The sequence below is a fragment of the Chromobacterium sp. FG89 genome, from assembly GCF_057808735.1.
Genome location: NZ_JBMDIQ010000003.1, coordinates 123,293 through 142,056, shown reverse-complemented (window position 1 = coordinate 142,056; position 18,764 = coordinate 123,293). Strand labels below are relative to the sequence as shown.

Sequence of the window (18,764 nt, the reverse complement as noted above, 5' to 3'; positions counted from 1 at the left end):
GACAGGGCGTTGCGGCTGAGAAAGCGGAATGTACACGTGGTACATGAGCATTTCGAAGACCGCTTCAACGCCGTATCGCCGACGCGCGGCAGACTATGAACAGGTTCTCATGCGCCAAGCACCTTCAAGGCCGCCTGCTCCCCCCACCACGCGGCCTCCTCGAACAGCGACAGACCGCTGAGATCGGAATGGGCGAACAAGAGCGGGCCGTCGGCCTCGCGCAAGGCGCGCAAGCCGGGGTTGGACAGAAAGCCCGGCGCCGGACTGGCCATCGCGTGGCCGCGCGCGGTCAGTTCCACCTGCAACAGCGACTGGCGGAAACGCCAGCCGTAGACGGTCCGCAAATCGGCGGCGGCGGTGGCGAACAGGTCCTCGGCGCTGGCGGCCTCCAGCATTTTACGCGCATCCGCCGGCGCCGGGTCGGCGAAGGCGTGGTAAGTGGTGAACACGCTCTGCTCCGGCTTGGCCGCGCGGATCAGCTGGTGGGTGGATACCACATAGCCCAGGCCGCGGCTGCCGTACACCACATTATCCCAGGCCAGCGGCGCGGCGGCCGGCTCCGCCGGGAAACGGTCGATCAGGAAGTTGCCTATCAGCCACGGCGCGCGCGGCGGCAGGTGGCGGCGCTCGAAGCCCAGTTCCGGCAACTGCTCGCTCAGATGCAGACTGACATGCAGCGGCGTCGCCAGGATCACCCGTTCGGCCAGCAGGCGCCGGCTCGCGCCGGCCGCGTCCAGATAGTCCACCGCCATGCCGGCGCCGGCCGGCGCCGCCCGCCAGGCCACGCCCGGCCATTGCCGCTCGGCGCCGATGCGGGCGCGCAGATGGCGGATCAGCGGGTTGAGCCCGTCCGGCCAGGTCAGCACCGCGCCCTCTTCGGCATTGGCCGCCTGGCCGCCGCGGCTGCAGAAATAATGCAGGCCGGCCCAGGCCGAAGTGGCGGCCAGCGCGCTGCCGTAATCGTCGCGGCAGCAGTAGTCCAGATACCACAGCAGGCCGGGCGCGGTGTAGCCGTTGGCGCGCAGCCAGTCGGCGAAGCTCAGCCTGTCCAACGCGGTCCAGGCCGGGTCATGCGAGGACAGCGCCAGCGGCACGCAGAACACGCGGCGGCCGTCGCGGCCGCGCTGTTCGCGCCAGGCCGCGGTCTGGGCGAGAAAACGCCGCTGCTGCGCCAACTCGTCCGCGCCCATGCCCAGCCGGGGCAGTAAGCCTTCCTGCCACTGGCCGTTTACCCACAGCCGCTCGTCCGGCGCGTGCACGGTCGCGCGCTCGTCGAAACGCGGCCGCGCGCCGTAGGGATCGGCCTCGATCACCCCCATCTCGGCCAACAGTTCGCGCACATGGCGCGACTCCATCGACGGCAGCGGCAGATAGTGGGCACCGGTGGGATAGCGATAGCCGCCGAAAGCGCCGGCCGCGGCGTTGCCGTCCGGCTCCGGCCCGTCCAGCACCACCACGTCGTCGAAGCCCTCCTTGCGCAACCGCCAGGCGGCGAACAGGCCGGCCACGCCGCTGCCGACGATGGCGACGCGGCAGCGGCGCGTTTCGCGCGGCGGCGGTGGTCTCATGCCGCCGCGCAGCCGGTGGCCGGCGGCCATGCCCGGCCGGTTCAAGCGCAAGGGCAGGCCCAGCCGCATCACCCGTTCGCAGCCGGACAACAGGGGCAGGCCGGCCAGCGCCGCCGCCAGTTGCAAGACCTCGCGGCGGCGCATCAGCGCAGCACCTGCGACCAGTCCTGCTCGAAGTAGTGCACCAATTGCTGATTGTTCAGCTCATTGGGCAGCACCTTCCAGCGCGGCATGTCGGGCGGGAAAAAGAACATCTGTCGCGTGGCCTCCTTGTCCAGGAAACGCAGCGGCACCGTATAGCGTTCCGGCGGCGTGTAGCCAGGCTTCTTGGAGGCGATGATGAAGCCCCATTCGCCGAAGGACGGCACATAGGCGTGGTAGGGGGTGGTGTGCAGGCCGGCGGCGCGCAAGGTGGCGTCCACGCTCCAGAACGAGCGCGGCGCGTGCATGGGCGAGGTGGACTGCACCACCGCCAGGCCGTTTTCCGCCAGGTGGCGCGCCAGCAGCCGGTACAGCGGCACCGAATACAATTTGCCCAAGGCGAAATTGGACGGGTCCGGGAAATCGACGATGACGGCGTCGAAACTGCCATGGTCCTGCTCCAGCCAGCGTGCGGCGTCGTCGTTGACCACGGTGACGCGCGGATCGGTCAAAGAGCCCTGGTTCAAGGCGCGCAGCGGCTCGGAGCGGCTGAACAGCCGGGTCATCGCCGGGTCCAGATCCACCAGGGTGATGCGCTGGATATTGCGGTATTTGAGCATCTCGCGCACCGCCAGACCGTCGCCGCCGCCCAACACCAGCACATTGCGCGCCCACGGCAGCTTGGCCAGCACCGGATGCACCAGCGCCTCGTGGTAGCGGTGTTCGTCGCGGCTGGAGAACTGCAGATTGCCGTTGATGTAGAGCCGCAGATCGCTCTTCCACTTGGTGATCACCAGACGCTGGTAGGGCGTGGTCTCGGCATGGATGATCTCGTCTCCGTACACCGCCTTCTCGCTCCAGCGCGTCAGGTGATCTGAGGCCAGAAAACCGCCGATCAACAGCAGCAAGACCACGCCGCTGCGCGCCATCTGCAAGCCGGGCCGGCGCAATTCATGGCGGAAGGCGCGGCAAGCCCACAAGGCCACGCCGGCGTTGAGCAGGCCGAACAGCAGCGCGCTGCGCGCCAGGCCCAGCCGGGGCGCCAGCACCAAGGGAAACAGCAAGGACACCGCCAGCGCGCCCAGGTAGTCGAAAGTCAGCACCTGGCTGACCAGCTCGGAAAAGCTCGCCTGGCGCTGGTTCATCGCCCGCATCACCAGCGGGATTTCCATGCCCACCAACACTCCGATCACGAAGACCAGGCCGTAGAGCACCAGGCGGAACGGCTCGCCGGCCCAGGCGAAGACCAGGAACAACACGGCGGCGGACACGCCGCCGATCAGGCCGACCAGCAGCTCGATTTCGATGAAGGCGTCCAGCACCCGCTCGTCCTTCACGTACTTGGACAAATGGGAGCCCACCCCCATGGCGAACAAGTAGCAGCCTATGATGGAAGAGAACTGCAGCACCGAGTCGCCCAGCAAGTAACTAGCCAGCGCGCCGGTGATCAGCTCGTAAGCCAGCCCGCAGGAGGCCACGATAAACACCGATACTATCAGCAAGCGATTTCGCATTGGATTGTCATTGTGGGTAAAATAGCCGCCATTATGCCCCAGCCCGCGGCCCGCCGCCGCGCGCGCTCCGCATCGACAAAGGACGCCTGACCATGATTGCCGCCTTCCTGCCCGCCCTGATCGCCTACCTGACCTATATGGGCAGCGGCCTCGCGCTGTTGGCGCTGTTCGCGGTGATTTATTGCTGGGTCACCCCGATAGACGAGCTGAAGCTGATCCGCGACAACGGCCACGCCGCCGCGGTGTCCTTCGCCGGCGCGCTGCTGGGCTTTTCGCTGACGCTGGCCTCCAGCGCCTGGCACCTGAACAACTGGAACAGCTTCATGCTGTGGGCGCTGTTGGCCATGCTGGTGCAGATCGTCGTCCACATGGTGGTGGCGCGCTGCCTGAAAGACCTGAGCCGCGCGCTGATAGACAATAATCTGGCGATGGGCATCCTGGCCGGATCCATCCACCTGGCGGTGGGCCTGATCAACGCCGGCAGCCTGTCCTGACCCCGGCCGCGCCTTTTCAATTGGAGCAGACACTATGAGCCTGATGTCTTTCATCAAGAAGCAGTTCATCGACATCCTGGAGTGGCAGGAACAGGAAGACGGCGTGCTGGCCTGGCGTTATCCGATGCAGGACAACGAGATCCAGTACGGCGGCAGCCTGACGGTGCGGGAATCGCAGGCGGCGGTGTTCATCAACGAAGGCAAGATCGCCGACGTGTTCGAACCCGGCATGTACAAGCTGACCACCCAGACCCTGCCGGTGCTGACCTATCTGAAGAACTGGGACAAGCTGTTCGAATCCCCCTTCAAATCCGATGTGCACTTCTTCAGCACCCGGCTGCAGCTGGGCCGCAAATGGGGCACCGCCCAGCCGGTGACGATACGCGACCAGGACTTCGGCATGGTGCGGTTGCGCGCCTTCGGCGTCTATTCCTACCGCGTGGCCGATCCGCGCCTGTTCTTCACCGAGGTCAGCGGCACCCGCGACAGCTACAGCCGCGACGATCTGGAGTTGCAGCTGCGCAACCAGGTGGTGGCCACCATGAGCAGCGTGCTGGGCGGCAGCGGCGTGCCCTTCCTCGACATGGCCGGCAACCAGGGCCTGATGGCGGACAAGATCCGCGAAGCGCTGATCCCGGTCTTCCAGCGCCTGGGCCTGGAGCTGGACAGTTTCGCGGTGGAAAACATCTCGCTGCCGGAAGAGCTGCAAAAAGCCATAGACAAGCGCATCGCCATGGGCATGGCCGGCGATCTCAACCAATACACCCGCTACCAGGCGGCGGAAAGCATTCCGCTGGCGGCGCAGAACGAGGGCGGCATCGCCGGCCTGGGCGCCGGCTTGGCGGCCGGCGTCGGCGTCGGCCAGCTGATGGGCCAGGCCATGCAGCAGGCGGTGCAGCCTGAGGCTGCGCCCGCCGCGCAAGCCGCGCCGGCAACGCCAGCCGCCGCGCCTGCGGCGGACAATCCGCAAGCCAAGCTGGCCCAGCTCAAGGGCCTGCTGGATCAGGGCCTGATCACCCAGGCGGATTACGACGCGGCCAAGGCCGACGTGCTGAAGAAACTGGTGGGTTAAGCTAGCGCATGTACCGTATTGCCTGCCCCTCCTGCGGCGCCGATGTCGAGTTCAAGTCCGAAGCCTCCGCCATGGCGGTGTGCGCCTATTGCCAGAGCACCCTGCTGCGCAGCGCGGACAGCGTCCGCGACATCGGCAAGATGGCGGCGCTGCTCAATGATTACTCGCCGCTGCAAATCACCAGCTGCGGCCTGTACATGGACCGCGGCTTCAGCATCGTCGGCCGCATCCAGCTGCGCTACGACGCCGGCCTATGGAACGAGTGGTATGTGCTGTTCGACGACGGCGGCGACGGCTGGCTGTCGGAAAGCGTCGGCCAGTACACGCTGACGCTGGCCGCCGGCGCGGCGCCGCAAGCGGCGGGCTTCGAACACCAGCGGCCCGGCGCGGTCTTCCGCCACGGCAAGGCCGATTTCGTGATCTCCGATGTTCGCAGCGCCGAATGCACCGCCGGCGAGGGCGAGCTGCCCTTCCAGGTGGGCGCCGGCTGGCAAGCCAAAGTGGTGGACGCGCGCCGCCAGGCGCAATTCCTGACGCTGGATTACTCCGACAACCCGCAAAAGCCTCAGCTTTTCCTCGGCAACGCCGTCACCCTGCAGCAGCTGCGCATGGAGCGCTTGCGCGATGCGCGGATGATAGAAGAAGCCACCGGCAAGCTAAAAGGCAGCGTCGCCTCGCTGGAATGCCCGTCCTGCGCCGCGCCGCTGAGCTACCGCGCCGGCGCCGCCACCCAACTGGTCTGCGGCCACTGCCACACCCAGGTGGACGCCAGCGGCGACCAGGCGCTGGCGCTGAGCAAGGCGCAACAGCGGCTGGACGCGCCGCTGACGCTGGAGCTGGGCAAGACCGCCACCATAGACAAGCTGCCGTGGACGCTGACCGGCGCGCTGGTGTGGGCCGAAGAAGAGGACGCCGACAGCCGCTGGTGCGAATACCTGCTCTACAACGTGGACAAGGGCTTCCGCTGGCTGGTGGAAAGCGGCGACGGCTGGTTTATCGGCGAGTTGATGGACGTGTGGGTGGACAGCTTGCGCGCCGATTACGCGATGCTGGGCAACAAGGCCTATCAGCGCGCCTATCCCGACTACGCCGCCCGCATCGTCTACGCCGCCGGCGCCTTCCCCTGGCGCGCCCAGTTGGGCGATCAAGCGCTGCTCAGCGAATACCAGATCTCCGGCGGCCAGAAGCGCTTGTCGCGCGAACTCTCCGCGCAGGAACTGAGCTGGAGCTGCAGCCGCCTGGCCACCTCGGTGGAGGTCGGCCGCTGGTTTGGCAGCGCCACGCCGATCGAACCGGGTTTTTCCGCCGCCGAGGACGACGGCGAGGATTTGAAGGCCATCGCCGTCAAATTCGGCCTGGTGCTGTTATTGATCAACCTGCCGCTGGCCTTCCTGGGTCAGGATATCGGCGATGGGCTGCTGATTTGCTTCTTCGCCTGCTGCGTGCTGGCGATACCGCTCAAGCAGAAGGAATGAAGGCCGATGTCGCCAGGACTCTATAAAGCGTTTTGCCTGCTGGTGATCGTGATCACCACCATGCTCAACTTTTCCAATATGGACAGCGGCGGCTCCAGCTCCCGCAGCTGGAGCAGCGGTAGCGGCGGCGGCTCCTCCGGCTGGGGCAGCGGCGGCGGCCATAAATGAAGACGGCGATCGGCCGGCATCTGCTGGCGGATTTTCACGGCTGTCCGCCGCAGCGCCTCTGCGACCCGGCCCAGGTGGAACAGGCGCTGCGCCAGGCGGCGCAGGCCGCCGGCGCCACCGTGCTGGCCGGCCATGTCCACCACTTCGGCGAAGCCCAGGGCGTCACCGGCATCCTACTGCTGATGGAATCCCACCTCAGCATCCACACCTGGCCGGAACACGGCTACGCCGCGCTGGACCTGTTCATGTGCGGCCAGGCCCGCATCGACGCCGCGCTGGCGCGGCTGCGCGAGGCGCTGCAACCGGCCGAGGTCCACAGCCAGCTGCATCGACGCGGCGAACTGGCCGCATCGCCCATTCCCGATATCGCTAACAGCAATACGCGAGAACAGGCTTAGCGCCTGTTCAAAGTCTCGCGAGCCAGAACGAGACAAGGCAAAAACGAGCGAAAAAACAGAATGTACGAGTGGCACATGAGCATTTTGAGCTTGTTTTTAACCCTGTACCGCCTCAGCGAAGCAGGTCGTGAACAGGTTCTTAAACCTTTCTCTTATTCCACCAGCTCCAGGCTCACCGAACCGTCACCATGCTCCGCCGCCAGGCGGAACTGCGGCTGGCGCGCCAGATAGCGCAACGCGCCGGCGCCGGTGTCGAAGCGCATGGCGACGCCGGCCACCGGCAGGATGCGCCAGGCCGGCTTGGCCGCCGGGTCCACCACCTTGCGCTCGGCCAGATAGGCGGCCACCGCCGCGCGGTTTTCGTCCGGAGAATCCACCACCACGCGGCTGGAGTCTATGCCGGGGAAGTGGCCGCCGCCGGAGGCGCGGTAGTTGTTGGTGGCCACCAGGAAACCGGCGTTCTCGTCTATCGGCTTCCCCTGATAGCTCAGCTTGACGATGCGATGGCTGTCCGGTGCAACCAGCTTGCCGTCGGCGTCGTAGCGCGCCGGCCGGCTGACGTCGATCTCATAGCTGACGCCGGCGATGCTGTCGAAGTTGTAAGAGCGGAATTCCGGGTTCAGCAGCGGCTGGGTCTTGGGGCCCTTGGGATCGATGCGCAGGAACTGCCCGGCCGACATCTCCAGCCACTCGCGCACTTCGCGGCCGCTGACCTTCACCGCCTTCAGCGTATTGGGATAGATGTAGAGATCGGCCAGATTGCGGATCGCCAGCGGACCGGCCGGGATTTCGGTGTAGTAATTCCAGCCCTGGCGGCCGCCGGCCTTGAACGGCGCGGCGGCGGACAGCACCGGCAAGCCTTCGTACTCGGTGCCCTTGATCGCGTTCTTCACATACCAAGCCTGGGCCTCGGCCACGATCTGCACCGAGGGATCGTCCGCCGCCTGGGCGAAGTAGCTGTAAATCGGCGCGCGGGTTTCCGCCACCTTGCCGCGCACATAGTCCAACGTCCGGCGGTGTTCGGCGGCGATCAGCTCGGCCACCTTGGGCTCGGCGGCCGCCAGCGATCGCTTGGCCTGCTTGTCGTAGACGGCGCGCAAGCCGGCCTGTTTGCCGCTCACCTTCCAGCCGCCGTCGCCGCGCTCCAGCACCAGGTCCACCACGCCGATATGGTCGCCCCAGCGTCCCGGCATCACCGCCGGCACGCCGTTGATGGTGCCGGCGGCCAGGTCCACCTTGGGATAGCCGGCGAAGGCGGAAGACGGGAATTCCGCGTGGGCGTGGCCAAACAAGATGGCGTCGATGCCGGCCACCTCGGCCAGGCCGGCCACCGAGTTCTCGGCGAAGCGCGCGCTCTCGCCTTTTTCGAAACCGGAATGCGGCACCGCAATCACGATGTCGGCGCCCTTCTGCTTGAGTTCAGGCAGATAGCGGCGCGCGGTGTCGACGATGTCCCTCACCTCCACCTTGCCCTGCAGATTGGTTTTGTCCCACTGCATGATCTGCGGCGGCACAAAGCCGATCACGCCGATGTTCAGCGTCTGCGGCTGGCCGTCCTCGTCCTTGAACTCCCGCTTGAGCAACACATAGGGCTGGAAATACGGCCGGCCGGTCTTGGCGTCCACCACATTGGCGTTGACATAGGGAAAGGCCGCCGTCTTCAGCGCCTGGCCGAGAAAGGGCAAGCCGTAATTGAACTCGTGGTTGCCGATATTGCCGGCGTCGTAACCCAGCCAGTTGAGCACTTTGTAGGCGGGATGAACCTCGCCGGCGCGCAGCGGCTGAACCTTGGCCACCAGATCGCCCAGCGGATTGCCTTGCAACAGATCGCCGTTGTCTATCAGCAGGCTGTTGCGCGCCTCTTGCCGCGCCGCGCGGATCAGCGTCGCCGCGCGCGCCAGGCCGAAGTCCTGCGTCGGCTTGTCCTGGTAGTAATCGTAATCCAGCAGGTTCATGTGCACGTCGGAGGTTTCCAGCACCCGCAGCTTCAGCGGGGCGGCCCAAGCGTTCACGGTCGTCACGGCCAGCAGGGAGGTGAGGAGGAGAGGCGCAAGTTTCACGGGACAGCCTTTTTCTGGTTTTATCGCGCCCGCATTATACGCCCGCCGTCGGCCGCTCCAGATAGAAAGCGCCCCAGGCGCACATCGCGTCTATCACCGGCCGCAGCGTGCCGCCCAGCTCGGTCAGCCGGTAATCCACCCGCGGCGGCACTTCCGCGTAAACCGTGCGCGCGATCAGGCCGTCGCGCTCCAGTTCGCGCAGTTGCTCGGTCAACACTTTCTGCGACACCCCGCCCAGCAAGCGGCGCAGTTCGCCGGTGCGCCGGCTGTCCTCGGACAAATGGCAGAGGATCGCGCATTTCCATTTGCCGCCCACCAGCCGCACGGTGGCGTCGATGGGGAAATTCAGTTCGCTCATGCGGGCACAGTTACCTCTTGGTGCTTATGAAACAAAAAAGTGCATACTTATCAACAACTTGATCCGTTGTTAGCATGCCCTCTCCCATTTTACAGGAAGCGCCATGAAAACCCTGATCATCGTTGCCCACCCCGATCTGGAACAATCCCGAATCAACCGCCGCTGGATGGCCGCGTTATGCCGGCACCCGGAGCGCTACACCGTGCACTCGCTATACCAGGCTTATCCGGACGGCAATATCGACGTGGCGCGCGAACAGGCGCTGCTGAACCGCCACCAACGCATCGTGCTGCAATTCCCGCTGTACTGGTTCAGTTCGCCGCCGCTGTTGAAAACCTGGCAGGACCAGGTGCTGGACGAGGGCTTCGCCATCGGCGCATGGCCGGAAGACTGGCGCATGCGGGACAAGCGCATCAGCGTGGCGGTGTCCACCGGCATACGCGAGCGGGACTTCGCGCCCGACGGCCGCTATCTGTACCGGATGGAGGAAGTGCTGCGGCCGTTCGAGCTGACCTGCCGCTACCTCCGCGCCGAATGGCTGCCTGGCTTCACACTGCACGGCGCCGAGCACGATCTGAGCGACGCCAAGATCGAGGCCAGCGCGGACGCGTATCTGCGGCACCTGCAGGCCGAGGCGGTATAAATCCACTCGCCATGAAAAATGCCCGGCTAAAGCCGGGCATGATCTTGTCTGGAACAGCGAGCTTATTCCCGTTCCACTTGGAATTATTCCAGCAAGCCTTCCGCCTTCAAGGCCTGCTGCACGAAGGGCAGCGCCGCCACGCGTTTCTGGAAATCGATCAGCGCCGGGAAATCGCCCAGCGAGCGCTGGACGAACTGCGCCCAGTTCAGGCAGGTGAACAGATAGGCGTCGGCCACGCTGAAACGTTCGCCCAGCAGATAGGGCGTTTTCGCCAGCTGCTGCTCCGCCAGCCCCAGGCGGCGGGTCAGCTTGTCCCAGGCCTGCTGCTTGAGCTCGTCGCTATTGGGGTAGAACAGCGGCGAGAAGCCCTTGTGCACCTCGGTGGAGATATAGTTCAGCCACTCTTGCAGCCGGTAGCGCTCCAGCGTGCCGTTGGCCGGCGCCAACTGCTTGGCCGGCACCTGATCCGCCAGGTATTGCACGATGGCCACGCCCTCGGCCAGCAGTTCGCCGTTGTCCAGCTGCAAGGCCGGCACATAGCCGCGCGGATTGATGGTGGAGAAGTCCACCCCGCCCTCGGTCAGATGCGGCTGAACCTTGAGATTGACCTTCTCGGTGTCGAAGGGCAGGCCGCTGGCGAACAACACGATATGCGGGGACAGCGAGCAGGCGCCGGGGGAAAAATACAGTTTCATCGCTTTTCTCCAGTTCAGAATGTCTCGGGACAAAACGCAGGATTGCGGAAAACCCGGACAGCCTGATCCAAATCGATGACAGTTGCAACCCTGCCGCCGATAGGGCCGCAGCCTCGGCGGCTCAGCCCAGCAAGGAAACGATCCAGCCCGGATGGATGTTCCAGCCGGCGAAACCCGCCAGCCAGAAAAACACGCCCAGCGCGCCAAAAGCCCAGGCGCACAAGAGCGGGATGAAATTGGCGGCCAGCGCCGCCACCGCGGCGCAGGCCACGGCGATGGACAGGCCGGCGTCGCTGACGTCGAACAGCTCATGGCGAGCGTTCAACTCCTCGAAGCCCTGCTCCTTGGCCTTGGCTTTTTGCTGCAAAGCCTGCGCCTCCGCCGCGTAGCGGGCGATATCGCCTTGAATCGCCGCTTGCTCCGGCCGCAAGGCCGCCGCCGCCGCCGGATTGGCCAGCGCCAGCAAACGCGCCTGGCGCAGGCTGCTTTCCGCCAGATGCTGCTTGATCTTCTTGGATTGGTATTCGGACCAGCCGTCCACGGCGTCCGCCTTCAAGAGCTGGCGCGCCTGCACGATATTGTCGTCCTTCAGCTTGCCCAGTCCCATGAACACCGACAGCAGCACCACGGTCAGCGCCACCAGGCTGTTCAAGTACTTCTTCTCCGCTTCCACGCTGATTTCCAGTTCCATCTCACGCTCCCGGCTGACGATAGGGGGTTCCCATCGCCATAACGCAATACAGCGTCAAACCGTGGACAGGGACAATGGATCGTCAGGACGATTTTTTGGAAAACAGCCGCGGACGGGAGTCCGTTCCGGAACCGGCGGCCGCCTGCGGCCGGGTCTTCAGCGCCACGAACAAGTCTTCCACCTGCTGGCGCGCCCACGGGGTGCGGCGCAAGAAGGCCAGGCTGGATTTGACGCTGGGATCGTGATTGAAGCAGCGGATCTGGATGCGCCGGCCCAGCTCCGGCCAGCCGTAGTGGCCGACCAGCTGGTTCAGCATCTGTTCCAGCGTGACGCCGTGGGTGGGGTTCTTGGCTTGCGATGCGTTCATGATCGTGTTTTCTGGCTTGGGCGGGCGCAGTGTACCTTGCGCCCGCCGCGCCGCAAAGCCACCCTCACGCGGCCGGCTTGGGCTTGCGTTGCCGCGGCGCGCGCTGGGGCGCGGGCTTGACGGGCGCCGGGGCCGCGGCGGGAGCGGCGTGCCGCTGCGCCAAGCCCATCGCCAGCGCCAGCCGGCCCAGCCGCTGTTGTTTTTCGCCGCTGATGGGCCCGGCCGCCTGCAACAACAGGATGGCCAATTCCAGCGAGAACTGGCGCTGCTCCTCAGTGGGCAGCAAATGCTCCAGCGTCGCCAGCGCGCGTTTCTCGTCGTTGCGCACCAGCCAGGTTTGCCGCCGCACCGCCTGCTTGAACTGCTCCAGCGTCAAATCCTCGCCCAGGGCGGTTTCCTGCATCACCCGGCGGATGGCGTTGAACGGCCTCACGTCCACCACGCCGTTGCCGATGGCGACATAGATCAGCAGCCGCAAAAAGCCGTCCACCGGCCCGCCCTCGGCGTAATGGGCTTCCAGCTCCTGGCGCTTGAGCCGCAGCATCTCGCTGCGCTCCCAGCTGCCGTCCGCCTTGCGCACTCCGTATTCGCGCTGCGGCTTCAAGCCGGTCAGCGCCGCGCTCCACGGCGATTCGAACAGGCTACGGAAACTCAGTTCCTGCCAGGCGTCGCGGCCGTCGCGCCAGCCGTCCAGCGCGGTCTCCATCAAGCGCGCGTAGCTTTGCTGCCATTGCCAGAAGGGATTGTCCTCCGCCGCCGGCCGCCGCTCGTCGCGCACTTGCTCCGCCCATTGCCTCAGCCCGGCCAGCCAGGGGTTGCGGCTGGAGAACCAGCGCCGCTCCAGGCGCGACGGATGCATTTCGCGCCACCAGCGCGCGGTGTGCTCATTGCCGTACAAACGCAGCCAGGGCGAGACGAAGGTGTCGTACAACTGCTGGTTGACCTCGCCCACCCGACGCACCACTTCGAAAGCGGCCTCGCCCTGGCGGCCGTCGCCCAGGGCCAGGATGTCGTCGATGTCGCGCGGCTCGAAGCGGATCACATAGCGCCCTTGCAGATATTCCAGCCCGGCCATTTCCGGGTGGGTATCGGTGATGATGGCCTCGTACAGGCCGGGCGGCAGCACATCGATCAGGTCCAGCGCGCTGGCCAGTTCGCTGTGCTCCTTGTTGGCCACGCCGGCGGACACGAAAATGCCCAGATGGCCCACCTGTTCGTGCAGGCAATAGACGATGGTCTGCTCATTGACGCGGATGTCCTCCACGCTGTGGTACAGATCCGCGATCCAGAACAAGGCCTGCTGCGGCGGCGTGATGTTGTCGCCCCAGGAGGCGAACACCACGATGGGCGAACGGATATTGCGCAAATCCACCGCCTGCCGCCCCTGCTCCAGCGTCACCTCGCCGTGGCTCAGCCGGTTGCCGACGAACAGGTTCTGCACAATCCACTCCATTTCCGCCTTGTTCAGCAGATAGTGGCCGCCCCACCAGCGTTCGAACTCCAGAAAGCGTTCGCGCTCGCTGTCCACCTTGGCGTACAGGGTGTAAGGCTTTTTCCAGTAGGTGTTAGCCGGGTCCAGCTGCTCGAAATTGCTGACCAGATGGGCGCCGTCGAACTGGCCGTGGCCCAGGTCTCCGGCCAGGGAGGCCATCCAGGTGCCGCCGTATAGGCCGCCGGAATAACGCATCGGATTCTTGCCGGCCACGCCGGCCCAGTAGGACAAGGGCGAACCGGCCAGCAGAATGGGGCCCACCAGTTCCGGCGCGGTGGCCGCCAGCATCGCCAAGGCCCAGCCGCCCTGGCAATTGCCGATGACGAAGGGCTTGCCGGAACTGTGCGGATGCAGTTGATTGACCTTTTGCAGAAAGATCTTCTCGGCCCGCCACACGCATTCAATCGTCTGCTTGGGCTCCGGCACCGGGAAGAACATCACGAAATAACAAGGATGGCCTTGGCGCAACGCGATGCCGATCTCACTATCCATCTTGAAACCGCCTATGCCGGGCCCGTGGCCGGCGCGCGGGTCTATCACCACGAAGGGCCGTTTGGCCGGGTCCGGTTTCGGGCAGCCGTCCGGCGGACGGATGGCCGACAAGGCGTAATTGACCGGTTGTTCCAGTTCGCGGCCGTCGACGATGATGTCATAGTCGAACACCAGCACCGGCGGGTGGCCGGAGGCGGCGTGCTCCAGATAGGTGTCGCCGCGCTGGCGCAAAATATCGCAATACAGCACGGAACGCTGCCAGGCATCGATCCAATACTCCACCAAGGCGCCGTTCAAACCGCCCGCGCCCAGCGCGGAGAACCAAGGAAATGAAGAGTCAGGCAGGCTCATGCGAAAACGCTCCGGCGACGATAAGGGAATGCCGCAATTCACTCTAGTTCAAATCCCCGCGCCGGTCGGGAAAAAGCCCGTAGGCAAAACGCTTGCGGACGGGCTTTACATTTGGTAACAATTGACCCCGGCCAACTCATACTTAATTGACAGTCGCCATCCAGAATAATGGAGTGATCCTGCCGATGCCGTCCGCCCGCGTCGCAGCCATCAATGGAATGGCCCGCCTATGAAACCGCAGATACCCTTTATACTCGCCAGCCTCGTCGCCGGCGCCGCTCTGGCCGCGCCGCCGGAGCCCGCATGCCCGCCGATGGGCAACTTCGCCGGCCGGTCGTGGAAGATAGACCCGGCCAAGCGCGACGCCTTCATCGCCCAGCACCAGAAAACGCTGCACGACAAGCTCAAGATACAGCCGGCGCAGGAAGCCGCCTGGCTGGCCTTCGCCAGCGCCACCCGCCCCGGCCCGCCGCCGCCTTGCGAAAACGCGTCCACCGCGCCCGAGCGCATGGAGCAGCGCGTGCTGATGGCGCAGCGCCACCTGCTGAACCTGCAAAAGCGGCTGGAAGCGCTCAAATCCTTCTACGGCCAGCTCACGCCCGAGCAGCAAAAAATCATGGACCAGGACAGCCCACCGCTGATGGGCGGCCGAGGCCAGGGGCCGATGCGCAAACTGCAGGCCGGCCAAGGCAATGAGTCCCACAACTAAGAAGCGGTTCAAAGCCTCGCGAGCAAGATCGGGGCAAGACCTTGCGGCTGAGAAAGCGGAAAGCGCCCACGGCAGATGGGCCGGTCGCGTCTCACCAAGCGCAGCAGACTTTGAACAGACTCTAAGCATCGCTTAATCGCCTCGCCGGCAGGACAGAACCTTAAGCAGCCGGCCCCCGACAACATCTCTCCGCGCATTGTTGCAAACTGCTAAGCCGGCCGGCCCGGTTAACACTCGATAACAAGCCCCGCCCTAGCCGCAACACTTGCCAGACATCCGTGGTCAATACTGGCTGCATGATCAACCTCGGTAGGAGTCTTCAATCATGACCAAGCTGTTCAAGCCCATGCTGATCGCCACGCTGCTGGCCGCCGGCGTTGCCGGTTCCGCGCTGGCCGCCGGCGAGGCCCCGACGCAAAGCCCGATGCCGATGATGGAAAAAGGCCGCCACATGGACCCGGCCCAGCGCGAAGCCATGGCCGCGCGCCATCTGCAAGGGCTGCACGATCAACTGAAGCTGCAGGCGAACCAGGAAGCCGCCTGGAAAACCTTCGCCGCCTCGATGAAGCCGGGCGAACGGACGATGCCGCCCAAGCCCCAGGCCGGCGACACCGCGCCGCAGCGCATGGAGCGCATGCTGGACATGATGAAACAACATCAGGACGCGATGCAGAAGCGCCTGGACGCGCTGAAAACCTTCTACGCCCAACTGACGCCGGAGCAACAGAAGGTGATGGACCAATGGCACGGCCAGATGGGCCGCCGCATGAGTCCGATGGCCAAGCCGCAACCCAAGTAAGCGCCGCGCGCCGGCCAAGAAAAACGGCAGCCTCAGGCTGCCGTTTTTAGCGTGTTGGCTCCGCGCCCATCATTCAAGCGCGTCCAAACCACTTGTCGCCGAAGTTGACCAACAACACCCCGCCCACCACCAGCGCCGCGCCCAGCAGCCGAGGCGCGTTCACCTCGCGCAGCGGCATCGCCAACCAGCCGAAACGGTCGAACATCAGGGATACGCACACTTGGCCGGCGATCACCAGGGACAGCATGGCCGCCACGCCCAGCCGCGGCGCCAGCAAGGTGGTGCCGAACACGAACATCGCCCCCATCGCGCCGCCCAACAACATCCACCACTCTACCCGGCCCAATTGCGCCAGATCCTGCCATTTCTGACCGGTGGCGACGGCCAGGCCGGCCAGACACAGGCTGCCCACGGAGAACGACACCAGCGCCGCCAGCAGCGTGCTATTGCCCAGCACGCCCTTGAGCTGGTTGTTGATGGCGGCCTGCAGCGGCACCACGACGCCGATGAGGAAAGCGAATAAAGGATAAATGGGGTTCATGACAATCCAGTCGAATCAACGGAGGGTTTCACGTGAAACAGCGTTCACGCCGCGGTGTTGCGATGGAAAGCGATCTTCTGCGGATTGCGGGTATACGCGCAAAAGCCCGGCTTGGGGCCCACCTTGGGATGGTTGCGGCAGGTATTGGGCCGCCGCTCGTAGATAGTGCACAAACGGGTCTTCTGATCCAGGTGCATGCAATCGCCGTTGGCGCGCCGCGCCAGCGTGAACAGCTCGCGCTTGAAATTGAAATGCTGGATCAGCCGCTGCTTTTCCAGGCGCTTGGCGATGTTCTTGATCGGTTCTTCCAACTCGAACTCGTCCACCACGCCCATGCGCACCAGATCGGGCAGCCGCACTTCCACCGGCATGGAACAGCAGCTGCCCATGCAGTCCTCGCATAAACCGTTCTTGTATTTGACCCAGGTGTCCAGGCGCTCGATGTCGGCCACGTTTGATTCCCCGTGCTGCCGGCGTGGCCGGCGATCGTTTATTAAAGGATTGTTCCAAATAGGAAAAAAGGAAAGAGGCGCATTTTACGCGCCTCCCCGCCGCCGCAATCGGCGCGCCGGCCGTTTCAGACCGGCAATCCAGCACTCAAGACTGCGGACGCTGCTTGAAGAAGGTCAGGGGCGCGGTGTAGGGCACCTCGCTCGGCGGCGCCGCCTTCAGGATGTGCTTTTTCATCTTGCCCATCACATGCATCTCGCAGGGCCGGCATTCGAACTTCAGCGTATAGGTCTCGTTGCCGGACTTCAGCGTCATCGGATCGGCGCGCACCTGGCCCATCACGCCCTTCACGCCCTTGGCCTGCTTCGGACACAGATTGAAGGAGAAGCGCAGGCAGTGCTTGGTGATCATCAGGCTGACCTCGCCCTCTTCCTCGTGCGCCTCGTAGGCGGCGTCGATGAGCTCCACCCCGTGCTTGCGGTAGAACTGCCAGGCCAGGTTGTTGTAGACATTGGCCAGATAGCTCAGCGTCTTTTCCGGATACGGCGCCGGCGGCTCCAGCGCCGCCTTGCGCGGCTGGCGCGGCCAGGCCTGCAAGCGCGCGGCCTCCAGCCGGGCGATGGCGTCGCGGCGCAGCGCGTTGATCGCCGAGGCCGGCACGAACCACGGCTGGGACAGCTGCAGCGTCACCTCGTGGGCGACGAACATGGTGTTGCCCAGCTTGCCCAGATTGTCGCGCAGGCCGGCCAGCGCCTTGTCGGCGTCCTTGGCCGGCTCCAGCGCCAGCGGGCTACAGGCGGAGGCGCTGACGCCGTCCTCGTCGGTAATGCTCAGTTCCAGGCCTTCGGCGTTTTCGCTCAGCGTCATCCACACGCCCACCTTGCGTTCGGCGGACTTCTTCAGCAGCGCCAGTTCCCAGGCGTGGTCGCGGTTGCGGCTGATGTCCACGCCCGGCTTGAGGCCGGCCAGCACCGAAACGTCGTTGGGAAACACCCGCCACAACAGCTCGCCGTCCGCGGTCTTGCCCACTTGCTGCACGGTGTTGGCCTGCACGCCCACCACTTCGCGCTTCTTCATGAAGTTGATGCCGTCGCCGTTGCTCATGGTTTCGCCGGTGGCGATCTCCAGCCAGTCCGAGCCCACCTTGCTGACCACGCCCAGGCCGACGCCGACGAATTTGGGCGAATCGAAAGCGCCGATGTCGATCTTGCGGCCGGTGGCGAAGTAGTCGGTGCCGCCGCGGTGGAAGGTCTTGTCCGGGTCCGGCGCGAAGAAGATCTCGCTGTCGCCGCTGGAGGCGCGCGCCAGCTCCGGCCGCCGCTCGATGATCTCGTCCAGCAGCAGCCGGTAATGGGCGGTGATGTTCTTCACATAGGACACGTCCTTGTAGCGGCCCTCGATCTTCAAGGAACGCACGCCGGCGTCCAGCAAGGCCTCCAGGTTGGCGCTCTGGTTGTTGTCCTTCATCGACAGCAAATGCTTGTCGAAAGCCACCACGCCGCCATCCTTGTCGGTCAGCGTGTACGGCAGCCTACAGGCTTGCGAACAGTCGCCGCGGTTGGCGCTGCGGCCGTTGTCGGCGTGGCTGATATAGCACTGGCCGGAGAAGGCCACGCACAGCGCGCCGTGGATGAAGTATTCGATGGTGGCGTCGTCGCCCACCGCGTCCGCCGCCTTGCGGATTTGCGGAATGGTCAGCTCGCGGGCCAGCACCACCTGGGAGAAGCCGGCGTCGGACAGGAAACGCGCTTTTTCCGGCGTGCGGATGTCGCATTGGGTGGACGCGTGCAGCTGGATAGGCGGCAGATCCAGTTCCAGGATGCCCATATCCTGGATGATCAGCGCGTCCACGCCGGCGTCGTACAACTGCCAGATCAGCTTGCGCGCCGGCTCCAGCTCGGCGTCATGCAAGATGGTGTTGAGCGTGGCGAAGATGCGCGCGTGGTAGCGGTGGGCGAACGCGGTCAGGCCGGCGATGTCCTCCACGCTATTACAGGCGTTGTGGCGCGCGCCGAAGCTGGGCCCGCCGATGTACACCGCGTCGGCGCCGTGCAAGATGGCCTCGCGGCCGATTTCGGCGGTCTTGGCGGGCGATAGCAACTCGATCTGGTGCGACAACAGGCTCATGGCGTTTCCTGACATTTAGTATAGGTGGCCGCGTCGGGCGATGGCGGCCGCAAAGGGGCGGAATTATAACGGAATCATGGAGTTATAGGTAGAATTTTGCAGCAGCGGCTTTTAAGTTAAACCCCCAGGTTCACGGCCTTGCCATGCCGCCGTCACATG

Annotated in this window: 19 protein-coding genes; 8 read left to right on the top strand and 11 right to left on the bottom strand. The window is 65.0% G+C overall.

The features are described 5' to 3' along the window. Nucleotides 1–107: 107 nt before the first annotated feature. Both ACODRW_RS04155 and ACODRW_RS04150 read right to left on the bottom strand, forming a co-directional pair. Complete coding sequence (locus ACODRW_RS04155) at nt 108–1,712, bottom strand: FAD-dependent oxidoreductase (protein ID WP_488905232.1); 1,605 nt, start codon at nt 1,710–1,712, stop codon at nt 108–110. Next, a complete protein-coding gene (locus ACODRW_RS04150) occupies nt 1,712–3,223 on the bottom strand; it encodes a polyamine aminopropyltransferase (protein ID WP_235085604.1) in 1,512 nt (503 codons plus the stop codon). Before ACODRW_RS04150 ends, ACODRW_RS04155 begins: the two co-directional genes overlap by 1 nt. 92 nt (nt 3,224–3,315) lie before the next feature. Between ACODRW_RS04150 and ACODRW_RS04145 the strand changes: the two genes are divergently transcribed. The 5 genes from ACODRW_RS04145 to speD are packed head-to-tail and all read left to right on the top strand — an operon-like array spanning nt 3,316 to nt 6,830. Next, nucleotides 3,316–3,717: a DUF350 domain-containing protein gene (locus ACODRW_RS04145; RefSeq protein WP_235085601.1), complete on the top strand. Its 402-nt coding sequence runs from the start codon at nt 3,316–3,318 to the stop codon at nt 3,715–3,717. 40 nt (nt 3,718–3,757) lie between these two features. After that, a complete protein-coding gene (locus ACODRW_RS04140) occupies nt 3,758–4,789 on the top strand; it encodes an SPFH domain-containing protein (protein WP_370646615.1) in 1,032 nt (343 codons plus the stop codon). 8 nt (nt 4,790–4,797) lie between these two features. Next, nucleotides 4,798–6,264 carry a DUF4178 domain-containing protein gene (locus ACODRW_RS04135; protein WP_488905231.1) on the top strand — a complete coding sequence of 489 codons (1,467 nt, stop codon included), beginning with the start codon at nt 4,798–4,800 and terminating at the stop codon, nt 6,262–6,264. Between the two features lie 6 nt (nt 6,265–6,270). Beyond that, nucleotides 6,271–6,432 (top strand): hypothetical protein, encoded by a 162-nt coding sequence (locus ACODRW_RS04130; RefSeq protein ID WP_235085593.1) that lies wholly within the window; start codon nt 6,271–6,273, stop codon nt 6,430–6,432. Further along, nucleotides 6,429–6,830 (top strand): adenosylmethionine decarboxylase, encoded by a 402-nt coding sequence (speD, locus tag ACODRW_RS04125; protein WP_235085591.1) that lies wholly within the window; start codon nt 6,429–6,431, stop codon nt 6,828–6,830. Before ACODRW_RS04130 ends, speD begins: the two co-directional genes overlap by 4 nt. 152 nt (nt 6,831–6,982) lie before the next feature. On the opposite strand, the gene ACODRW_RS04120 is transcribed toward speD, so the two are convergent. Next, the gene (locus ACODRW_RS04120; RefSeq protein ID WP_488905230.1) at nt 6,983–8,890 is read right to left on the bottom strand and encodes a bifunctional 2',3'-cyclic-nucleotide 2'-phosphodiesterase/3'-nucleotidase; all 1,908 of its coding nucleotides are present in this window, start codon (nt 8,888–8,890) and stop codon (nt 6,983–6,985) included. A gap of 34 nt (nt 8,891–8,924) precedes the next feature. Further along, entirely contained in the window at nt 8,925–9,248 is a 324-nt protein-coding gene (locus ACODRW_RS04115; RefSeq protein WP_486636178.1) for a winged helix-turn-helix transcriptional regulator, read from the bottom strand. A gap of 103 nt (nt 9,249–9,351) precedes the next feature. On the opposite strand from ACODRW_RS04115, the gene ACODRW_RS04110 reads away from it, so the two are divergent. Continuing rightward, nucleotides 9,352–9,891 carry an NAD(P)H-dependent oxidoreductase gene (locus ACODRW_RS04110; protein WP_488905229.1) on the top strand — a complete coding sequence of 180 codons (540 nt, stop codon included), beginning with the start codon at nt 9,352–9,354 and terminating at the stop codon, nt 9,889–9,891. Nucleotides 9,892–9,974: 83 nt separating this feature from the next. On the opposite strand, the gene gstA is transcribed toward ACODRW_RS04110, so the two are convergent. The 4 genes from gstA to ACODRW_RS04090 form a co-directional block, all read right to left on the bottom strand. Then, nucleotides 9,975–10,586: a glutathione transferase GstA gene (gene gstA / locus ACODRW_RS04105; protein WP_107801317.1), complete on the bottom strand. Its 612-nt coding sequence runs from the start codon at nt 10,584–10,586 to the stop codon at nt 9,975–9,977. A gap of 121 nt (nt 10,587–10,707) precedes the next feature. After that, nucleotides 10,708–11,277, bottom strand: coding sequence for a DUF4337 domain-containing protein (locus ACODRW_RS04100; protein ID WP_227105875.1), 570 nt, complete (start codon nt 11,275–11,277; stop codon nt 10,708–10,710). Nucleotides 11,278–11,359: 82 nt separating this feature from the next. Continuing rightward, the gene (locus ACODRW_RS04095) at nt 11,360–11,644 is read right to left on the bottom strand and encodes a VF530 family protein (RefSeq protein ID WP_107801319.1); all 285 of its coding nucleotides are present in this window, start codon (nt 11,642–11,644) and stop codon (nt 11,360–11,362) included. A 64-nt stretch (nt 11,645–11,708) separates the two neighbouring features. Then, entirely contained in the window at nt 11,709–13,979 is a 2,271-nt protein-coding gene (locus ACODRW_RS04090; RefSeq protein ID WP_227105877.1) for a TerB family tellurite resistance protein, read from the bottom strand. 229 nt (nt 13,980–14,208) lie between these two features. On the opposite strand from ACODRW_RS04090, the gene ACODRW_RS04085 reads away from it, so the two are divergent. Together ACODRW_RS04085 and ACODRW_RS04080 are read left to right on the top strand one after the other, a co-directional pair. Continuing rightward, nucleotides 14,209–14,688, top strand: a complete 480-nt coding sequence (locus tag ACODRW_RS04085) for a Spy/CpxP family protein refolding chaperone (RefSeq protein WP_488905228.1) — start codon at nt 14,209–14,211, stop codon at nt 14,686–14,688. A 325-nt stretch (nt 14,689–15,013) separates the two neighbouring features. Then, on the top strand, nt 15,014–15,487 hold the full coding sequence (locus tag ACODRW_RS04080) for a Spy/CpxP family protein refolding chaperone (RefSeq protein WP_227105879.1): 474 nt from the start codon (nt 15,014–15,016) through the stop codon (nt 15,485–15,487). Nucleotides 15,488–15,560: 73 nt separating this feature from the next. On the opposite strand, the gene ACODRW_RS04075 is transcribed toward ACODRW_RS04080, so the two are convergent. The 3 genes from ACODRW_RS04075 to ACODRW_RS04065 all read right to left on the bottom strand — a co-directional run bounded on the left by ACODRW_RS04075 (nt 15,561) and on the right by ACODRW_RS04065 (nt 18,605). Beyond that, entirely contained in the window at nt 15,561–16,028 is a 468-nt protein-coding gene (locus tag ACODRW_RS04075) for a DMT family transporter (protein WP_107801322.1), read from the bottom strand. A 44-nt stretch (nt 16,029–16,072) separates the two neighbouring features. Continuing rightward, the gene (locus tag ACODRW_RS04070) at nt 16,073–16,480 is read right to left on the bottom strand and encodes a YkgJ family cysteine cluster protein (protein ID WP_235085579.1); all 408 of its coding nucleotides are present in this window, start codon (nt 16,478–16,480) and stop codon (nt 16,073–16,075) included. A gap of 145 nt (nt 16,481–16,625) precedes the next feature. Continuing rightward, entirely contained in the window at nt 16,626–18,605 is a 1,980-nt protein-coding gene (locus ACODRW_RS04065) for a peptidase U32 family protein (RefSeq protein WP_488905227.1), read from the bottom strand. Nucleotides 18,606–18,764 lie beyond the last annotated feature (159 nt).

What these genes read in the sequence shown, in the direction of transcription:
- ACODRW_RS04080 (WP_227105879.1), top strand. Translation starts at nt 15,014, where the DNA reads ATGACCAAGCTGTTCAAGCCCATGCTGATCGCCACGCTGCTGGCCGCC.
- gstA (WP_107801317.1), bottom strand. Translation starts at nt 10,586, where the DNA reads ATGAAACTGTATTTTTCCCCCGGCGCCTGCTCGCTGTCCCCGCATATC.
- ACODRW_RS04155 (WP_488905232.1), bottom strand. Translation starts at nt 1,712, where the DNA reads ATGCGCCGCCGCGAGGTCTTGCAACTGGCGGCGGCGCTGGCCGGCCTG.
- ACODRW_RS04110 (WP_488905229.1), top strand. Translation starts at nt 9,352, where the DNA reads ATGAAAACCCTGATCATCGTTGCCCACCCCGATCTGGAACAATCCCGA.
- ACODRW_RS04145 (WP_235085601.1), top strand. Translation starts at nt 3,316, where the DNA reads ATGATTGCCGCCTTCCTGCCCGCCCTGATCGCCTACCTGACCTATATG.
- ACODRW_RS04075 (WP_107801322.1), bottom strand. Translation starts at nt 16,028, where the DNA reads ATGAACCCCATTTATCCTTTATTCGCTTTCCTCATCGGCGTCGTGGTG.
- ACODRW_RS04150 (WP_235085604.1), bottom strand. Translation starts at nt 3,223, where the DNA reads ATGCGAAATCGCTTGCTGATAGTATCGGTGTTTATCGTGGCCTCCTGC.
- ACODRW_RS04090 (WP_227105877.1), bottom strand. Translation starts at nt 13,979, where the DNA reads ATGAGCCTGCCTGACTCTTCATTTCCTTGGTTCTCCGCGCTGGGCGCG.
- ACODRW_RS04130 (WP_235085593.1), top strand. Translation starts at nt 6,271, where the DNA reads ATGTCGCCAGGACTCTATAAAGCGTTTTGCCTGCTGGTGATCGTGATC.
- ACODRW_RS04065 (WP_488905227.1), bottom strand. Translation starts at nt 18,605, where the DNA reads ATGAGCCTGTTGTCGCACCAGATCGAGTTGCTATCGCCCGCCAAGACC.
- ACODRW_RS04085 (WP_488905228.1), top strand. Translation starts at nt 14,209, where the DNA reads ATGAAACCGCAGATACCCTTTATACTCGCCAGCCTCGTCGCCGGCGCC.
- ACODRW_RS04100 (WP_227105875.1), bottom strand. Translation starts at nt 11,277, where the DNA reads ATGGAACTGGAAATCAGCGTGGAAGCGGAGAAGAAGTACTTGAACAGC.
- ACODRW_RS04095 (WP_107801319.1), bottom strand. Translation starts at nt 11,644, where the DNA reads ATGAACGCATCGCAAGCCAAGAACCCCACCCACGGCGTCACGCTGGAA.
- ACODRW_RS04135 (WP_488905231.1), top strand. Translation starts at nt 4,798, where the DNA reads ATGTACCGTATTGCCTGCCCCTCCTGCGGCGCCGATGTCGAGTTCAAG.
- ACODRW_RS04115 (WP_486636178.1), bottom strand. Translation starts at nt 9,248, where the DNA reads ATGAGCGAACTGAATTTCCCCATCGACGCCACCGTGCGGCTGGTGGGC.
- speD (WP_235085591.1), top strand. Translation starts at nt 6,429, where the DNA reads ATGAAGACGGCGATCGGCCGGCATCTGCTGGCGGATTTTCACGGCTGT.